7 protein-coding genes are annotated in these 6,777 nt (G+C 71.5%); 3 read left to right on the forward strand and 4 right to left on the reverse strand.

Annotated features, from left to right (window positions below; genetic code table 11):
* The first annotated feature begins 195 nt into the window (after positions 1-195).
* From ettA to AE652_RS31825, 3 genes are all read left to right on the forward strand, one after another.
* Positions 196-1,860: an energy-dependent translational throttle protein EttA gene (gene ettA, locus AE652_RS31815; protein WP_049657863.1), complete on the forward strand. Its 1,665-nt coding sequence runs from the start codon at positions 196-198 to the stop codon at positions 1,858-1,860.
* A gap of 128 nt (positions 1,861-1,988) precedes the next feature.
* Entirely contained in the window at positions 1,989-2,432 is a 444-nt protein-coding gene (locus AE652_RS31820) for a thioesterase family protein (RefSeq protein ID WP_049657866.1), read from the forward strand.
* A 29-nt stretch (positions 2,433-2,461) separates the two neighbouring features.
* Positions 2,462-3,154 (forward strand): hypothetical protein, encoded by a 693-nt coding sequence (locus tag AE652_RS31825; RefSeq protein WP_049657869.1) that lies wholly within the window; start codon positions 2,462-2,464, stop codon positions 3,152-3,154.
* A 45-nt stretch (positions 3,155-3,199) separates the two neighbouring features.
* Here AE652_RS31825 and AE652_RS31830 read toward each other — a convergent pair whose 3' ends face one another.
* From AE652_RS31830 to AE652_RS49330, 4 genes are all read right to left on the reverse strand, one after another.
* Positions 3,200-3,604: a globin gene (locus AE652_RS31830; RefSeq protein ID WP_049657871.1), complete on the reverse strand. Its 405-nt coding sequence runs from the start codon at positions 3,602-3,604 to the stop codon at positions 3,200-3,202.
* A 120-nt stretch (positions 3,605-3,724) separates the two neighbouring features.
* Positions 3,725-4,861, reverse strand: coding sequence for an ABC transporter permease (locus tag AE652_RS31835; RefSeq protein WP_079272765.1), 1,137 nt, complete (start codon positions 4,859-4,861; stop codon positions 3,725-3,727).
* On the reverse strand, positions 4,858-5,775 hold the full coding sequence (locus tag AE652_RS31840) for an ABC transporter ATP-binding protein (RefSeq protein WP_049657872.1): 918 nt from the start codon (positions 5,773-5,775) through the stop codon (positions 4,858-4,860). Before AE652_RS31840 ends, AE652_RS31835 begins: the two co-directional genes overlap by 4 nt.
* Before the next feature lie 201 nt (positions 5,776-5,976).
* Positions 5,977-6,777 (reverse strand): FHA domain-containing protein (locus AE652_RS49330; protein ID WP_053112371.1); only part of this gene is annotated, 801 nt, incomplete at its 5' end.

The raw sequence follows: 6,777 nt of genomic DNA on the forward strand, positions 1-6,777 counted from the left end.
GGCCGCGGAGAGGCGGCCGGGAGGGCGGGAGCGGGGGCGCCGGGCGGCCGCGGTCCGGGCGGCGGGGCCGGGGCGGGCGGGAGCGCTTCCGGATACCCCGGTGGGGTCATCCAGGCGATTCGGGCCTCAGGGCCGGGTGCGGCACAATGGAAGGCTGCAAGCCGAATACTCCCGACGACGCCGGAGCGATCTCACGTGGCGGAATACATCTACACGATGCGCAAGGTGCGCAAGGCTCACGGAGACAAGGTCATCCTTGACGACGTGACGCTCAGCTTCCTCCCCGGAGCGAAGATCGGCGTCGTGGGCCCCAACGGCGCCGGTAAGTCCACCGTGCTGAAGATGATGGCCGGCCTGGAGCACCCCTCCAACGGCGACGCCTTCCTCTCGCCCGGTTTCACCGTCGGCATGCTGCTCCAGGAGCCGCCGCTGGACGAGACCAAGACCGTCCTGGAGAACGTCGAGGACGGCGTCAAGGAGATCAAGGGGAAGCTCGACCGCTTCAACGAGATCGCCGAGCTGATGGCGACCGACTACTCGGACGCCCTGCTGGACGAGATGGGCAAGCTCCAGGAGGAGCTGGACCACGCCAACGCGTGGGACCTGGAGGCCCAGCTGGAGCAGGCCATGGACGCCCTGGGCTGCCCGCCCGGCGACTGGCCGGTCACCAAGCTCTCCGGTGGCGAGAAGCGCCGCGTGGCGCTCTGCAAGCTGCTGCTGGAGTCCCCCGACCTGCTGCTGCTCGACGAGCCCACCAACCACCTGGACGCCGAGTCGGTGAACTGGCTGGAGCAGCACCTGGCCAAGTACCCCGGCACCGTCGTCGCCGTCACCCACGACCGGTACTTCCTGGACAACGTGGCCGGCTGGATCCTGGAGCTCGACCGCGGCCGCGCGATCGGCTACGAGGGCAACTACTCCACCTACCTGGAGTCCAAGCAGTCCCGCCTGAAGGTCGAGGGGCAGAAGGACGCCAAGCGCGCCAAGCGCCTCAAGGAGGAGCTGGAGTGGGTCCGCTCCAACGCCAAGGGCCGCCAGGCGAAGTCCAAGGCCCGTCTGGCCCGCTACGAGGAGATGGCGGCCGAGGCGGACAAGATGCGGAAGCTGGACTTCGAGGAGATCCAGATCCCGCCGGGCCCGCGCCTGGGCAGCATCGTCATCGAGGTCGAGAACCTCAACAAGGCCTTCGGTGAGAAGGTCCTGATCGACGACCTGAGCTTCACCCTGCCGCGCAACGGCATCGTCGGCATCATCGGCCCGAACGGCGCCGGCAAGACCACCCTGTTCAAGATGCTCCAGGACCTGGAGACCCCGGACAGCGGCACGGTCAAGGTCGGCGAGACGGTCAAGATCAGCTACGTCGACCAGACCCGCGCCAACATCGACCCGAAGAAGACCCTCTGGGAGGTCGTCTCCGACGGTCTGGACTGGATCAACGTCGGCCAGGTCGAGATGCCGTCCCGCGCCTACGTGTCGGCCTTCGGCTTCAAGGGCCCGGACCAGCAGAAGCCGGCCGGCGTGCTCTCCGGTGGTGAGCGCAACCGCCTGAACCTGGCGCTGACCCTCAAGCAGGGCGGCAACCTGCTGCTCCTCGACGAGCCCACCAACGACCTCGACGTCGAGACGCTCTCCTCGCTGGAGAACGCCCTGCTGGAGTTCCCCGGCTGCGCCGTGGTCATCTCCCACGACCGCTGGTTCCTGGACCGGGTGGCCACCCACATCCTCGCCTACGAGGGCGAGAGCAAGTGGTTCTGGTTCGAGGGCAACTTCGAGTCGTACGAGAAGAACAAGATCGAGCGGCTCGGCGCCGACGCCGCCCGTCCGCACCGGGCCACGTACAAGAAGCTGACCCGAGGCTGACACCCAGCCGTCACAACGGCCCGGCAGACTGCCCTCCGGGGCGGCCTGCCGGGCCGCGGCCCGTCGCCGACCGACCGCCGCCCCGGCGGTGGACGGCGGCGGGCGACCGGACACCGAGGAGAACTCCCGTGGCTCGCCACATCTACGCCTGCCCGCTGCGCTGGTCCGACATGGACGCCTTCGGGCACGTCAACAACGTGGTCTTCCTGCGCTACCTGGAGGAGGCCCGGATCGACTTCATGTTCACCCAGGCCGCCGCGGCCGGTGCCGGGGAGTTCGCGGGCGGCTCGGTGGTGGCCCGCCACGAGATCGACTACAAGCGTCCGCTGGTGCACCGGCCCGAGCCGGTCACCATCGAGACCTGGGTGACGAAGATCGGCGGCGCCTCGCTGACCGTCTCGTACGAGATCAAGGACGTCGCCGAGGACGGCGGCGACATCGTGTACGTCCGGGCGTCCACCGTGGTCGTCCCCTACGACCTGGCCGAGGGCCGGCCGCGCCGGATCTCGCCGGTGGAGCGGGAGTTCCTCGGCCGCTTCATGGACGAAGAGCCGGTAGTCGCCGCCGTCTGACCGCACCCGACGATTCGAGCTGAACCACTGTGACCATCACCGCCCGTCTCGCCCTGACCGACACCGGGGAGGCCGCCGACCTCTCCGCCTTCCTGCTGCGCCTGCTGCGCTTCGACCGGGCGGCGGCCGTCCGGATCCAGGCGGTGGGCCCGGGCGAGGGGGACGGCGTGCTGGCGGTCTTCGGACGGCTGCCGCTGGGCGACTCGGGCGTGCTGGCGATCCGCACGGCCCGGCTGGACGGTCTGGACGAGCCGGTGGACCTGACCGTCTCCGCGGGCCAGCTGCTGGACGGCGTGGACGCAGCTTCGGGCGCCGTCGCGCTGCCCGCGCCGGTGACCGGTCCGGCCTGGGCCGGGCTGCTGCCGCCGCGCACCGGCTGGCGCCCGGTCGGCACTCCGCCGGCGGCCGAGGTGTGCCGCGAACTGATGGCGGCGGTCGGGGAGTTCCGCGAGCGCAGCGAGGCCGTCCCGGAGCACCACCGCACCCGCGCGGTGCTGGACCGGCTGGCGGACGAGGTGTGGTCCCGTCCGGTCTCGGTACTGCCGGAGCTGCCGCTGCGCGCCGTCCACGCCTCGTACCGGATCGGCTTCCTGAGCCCCGAGGCGCCGCTCTCGGTGCACCGGGCGGGCGGCTGGCTGCGGTTGAGCTCCCCGGTGGGCTCGGTGGTGGTGCGGACCGCGGCCGCGCCGGGCGCGGGGCTGGGCCTCAGCCCGCTCCGGTAACGGCGGTCCGGGGCCCGGCCCGCTCCGCCGAGGAGCGCTCCGGGCTCAGCCCGGGGTGTTGATCATCGAGGCGGCGGCGTAGACCAGGTACTCGAGCAGCTGCTGCTCGTGCTCGGCCGGCAGCTCCAGGTCCGCGACGGCCGCCCGCATGTGGGTGAGCCAGGCGTCGTGCGCGGCCTTGTCGACCTTGAACGGCGCGTGCCGCATCCGCAGCCGCGGGTGGCCGCGCCGCTCGCTGTAGGTGCGCGGGCCGCCCCAGTACTGCATCAGGAAGAGGGCCATCCGCTCCTCGGCGGGCCCGAGGTCCTCCTCGGGGTACATCGGCCGCAGCAACTCGTCCTCGGCGATGCCTTCGTAGAACCGGTGGGCCAGCCGCCGGAAGGTCGGCTCACCGCCGACCTGGTCGTAGAAGGTCTCCTCGCTCAACGTGCCTCGCCGGATCTCTCTCACCCGACCATGGTCGCAGACGCCGACGGGGTCGTACACCGGGACCAAAGGCGTACGACCCCGTCGGGAGGGGACCGGCGGACGTCGGCGCGGACGTCGGCGTAGCAGATCAGCGCCGGACGGTCAGTCCTCCCAGCGGAACAGCTTCCAGGAGATGCCGGTCAGCACGGCCGCGAAGAGCAGCAGGCCGCCCATGGTCGGCACGGCGTCCATGACGCCGCCGCCGCGGGTGAGCACCGACTGGGCGGATTCGACCAGGTAGTGCAGCGGCATGACCTTGGAGACGGCCTTCAGCCACTCCGGGGCGCCGTCCAGCGGGAAGAACGAGCCGGACAGGAAGGACATCGGCAGCACGATGATCTGCGAGATGCCGTTGGCCGCCTCCTCGGTCTTGGCGACCGAGCCGGCCAGCAGGCCGATCGACATGAAGGCGAGCGTCGCGCAGGCCACCAGCGGGATGACCAGCCACCAGTTGCCGGTGAGTTTCAGCCCGAAGAAGCCGGTCGCGACCACCAGGAAGACGGCGGTCTGCAGGAACGCGGTCAGCAGCGAGACCAGGATCCGGGAGCTGATCACGGTTCCGGCGCTGAGCGGGGCCAGCCGCAGCCGGCGCAGCACCTTGGTCTTGCGCCAGTTGACCAGGGTCAGCGCGGCGCCGAACACCGCGCCGGTGGCGACGGCCCAGCCGAGCAGGCCGGGGGTGAGGAACTGGATCGGCTTGAGCGACTTGTCCTCGACCTGCTGGGAGTCCAGCACGAAGGCCGGCTTCTGCCCGGTGGCGGCCTGGTTGGCGCTCTGGACCACCGAGTTGAGGATGCCCTGGAGCGCGCCGGCCCGGACCTGGTCGGCGGCGGTGTAGCGCAGCTCGACCGTGCCGTTCGGGCCCTGCTTGATCAGCGCGTCGTAGTCGCCCTTGCGGACCTTCTCCAGCGTGCCGGCCTCGTCGTCGGTCTTCGTGATGGTGAGGACCTTGTCCAGCCCGGCCCGGTCCTCGCCCTGGATCGAGTCGAACAGCTTCACCGCGCCGACCTGCGCCACCTTGGCGTGCGGGCTGCCGGAGCCCTTGGTCACGGAGCCGAAGAAGACCAGGAACACCAGCGGGAACAGCAGGATGAAGAAGGCCGCGGTGCGGTCGCGCTTCATCCCGAGCAGCATGGCGCGGGACAGGCTCCAGAACGCGCTGACCCGCTCCCGCTCGCCGGCGGCCGGGCCGCCGCGCCGGGCGGGGGCCTGCGGCTCGGTGGGGGTGGTGGCGGTCATGCGCGGAACTCCCGTCCGGTCAGCTGGAGGAAGACGTCCTCCAGGGTGGCGCCGCGCACTTCCAGGCCGCGCAGCGCGTTCTGCTCGGCGAGGACGCTGAGCACCGGAGCCGGGAGGCGGGTGGAGACGGAGAGCGAGACGCTGTCGTCCTCCAGGGTGGCGATCTCCGCGCCGGCCGCGGTCAGCAGCTCCCGGGCGCGCTCGAGCGGGAGCTGGCCGGAGGCCACGCTGATCCGGACGGTGTCGTCGATCTCGCGGATCAGCGCCGCCGGGGCGCCGGTGTGCAGGATCTTGCCGTGGTCCATGATCGAGACCCGGTCGCAGAGCACCTCGGCCTCGTCCAGGTAGTGCGTGGTCAGCACGACCGTGCGGCCCTCGGCGTTGATGTCCCGCAGGAGGTCCCAGAGGTTGCGCCGGGCCTGCGGGTCCAGCCCGGTGGTGGGCTCGTCCAGGAAGACGAGCTCCGGGTCGTGGGCCAGCGCGCAGGCGATCGACAGGCGCTGGGCCTGGCCGCCGGACATCTGGTCGGTCAGGGTCTCGGCCTTGTCCGAGAGGCCGACCCGCTCCAGCATCGCGTCGGCCCGCTTGGGGCCGACCCCGTAGAACGACGCGAAGGTGCGGATGGTCTCCCGGGCCGTCAGTTTCCGGAAGAAAGCGGAGGCCTGGAACTGCACGCCGATTCGCGGCAGCAGTTTCGGATTTCGCGGCCAGGGCGCCATGCCCAGCAGCTCGACCCGGCCCTCGTCCGGTTTCCGGACGCCCTCCAGGATCTCCATCGTGGTGGTCTTCCCGGCGCCGTTCGGGCCCAGGATCCCGTAGAACTCGCCGGCCTCGACGGTGAACGACACCCCGTCGACGGCCTGCACATCCCCGTACCGCTGGCGGATGCCGTCAGCGGATATAGCAGCAGTCATGTGGCCTGAGCCTAGGGGCAGGGAAGGCTCCGGCGCACGCCCGCGGCGGCGAATTTGCGGATATTTTGAGGATGGCCCAAACAAATCCGGGCCGGGCGGATGTCGAATTCCGCCCGGCCCGGCCGGAGTTGTCACCGACGTGTGGTCAGGTAACGATTTGACGGGTTTTCAGTCGGAGAATCCCCTCCGACCGACGGCCGGTCAGCCGCGGTGCACGGTGATGGTGGTCCAGGCGCCGATGTGGATCCGGTCGCCGTCGTTCAGCGGTACCGCGGTGTGCGGCGGGACGGGCTCCGCGCCGCCGTTCATGGTGGTGCCGTTGGTCGAGTCCTGGTCCACCAGGACCCAGCTGCCGTCCGCCTGTTCGGCGAGCAGCGCGTGCTGGTGCGAGGCGCCCGGGTCCTCCGGCGGGACGGACAGGTCGATCTCCGGCACCGTGCCGCGGTGCTGGCTGCGCCGCCCGATCCGCAGCTGGCCGCGGCCGGTCAGCGGGATCCGGCGCTCGGGGCAGTACGGCGGGAAGAACAGGCCGGCCGCCTCGGGGCCGCTGCGGGCCATCATGTCGGTGAAGTAGTCCCGGTCGGCCGAGACCACGGCGATCCAGTTGGTCCGCACCGGCTCGGCCGGGGCGGTCTCCTGGGGCTGCTGGGGGACGGGCGGGGCCAGGTTGAACGAGGTGCCGAAGTCGCCGCCGCGGCTGTTCGGGCCGGGGCCGGTCGGCTGGGCGTACACCGGGCCGGAGTCCTCGCGCACCGAGGTGTCGGGGAACGCGCCCTCCGGCGGCGGGTAGCCGTAGGTGTGCTGGTGCGCCGGGGCCTGCGGCTGCTGGGGGACGGGCGGGGCGACGGCCTGCTGGGCCGCCGGCGGCTGGCCGAGCGGGGACTGCCCGAGCGGCTGCTGGCCGAACGGCGGTTGGCCGTGCGGCGGTTGTCCCGCCGGGGCGTGGCCGTGCGGCGGCTGACCGGCCGGGGCGTGGCCGTGCTGGGCCTGCTGCGGCGGGGG

The organism is Kitasatospora sp. MY 5-36 (genome assembly GCF_001182915.1).
GTDB lineage: Bacteria > Actinomycetota > Actinomycetes > Streptomycetales > Streptomycetaceae > Kitasatospora.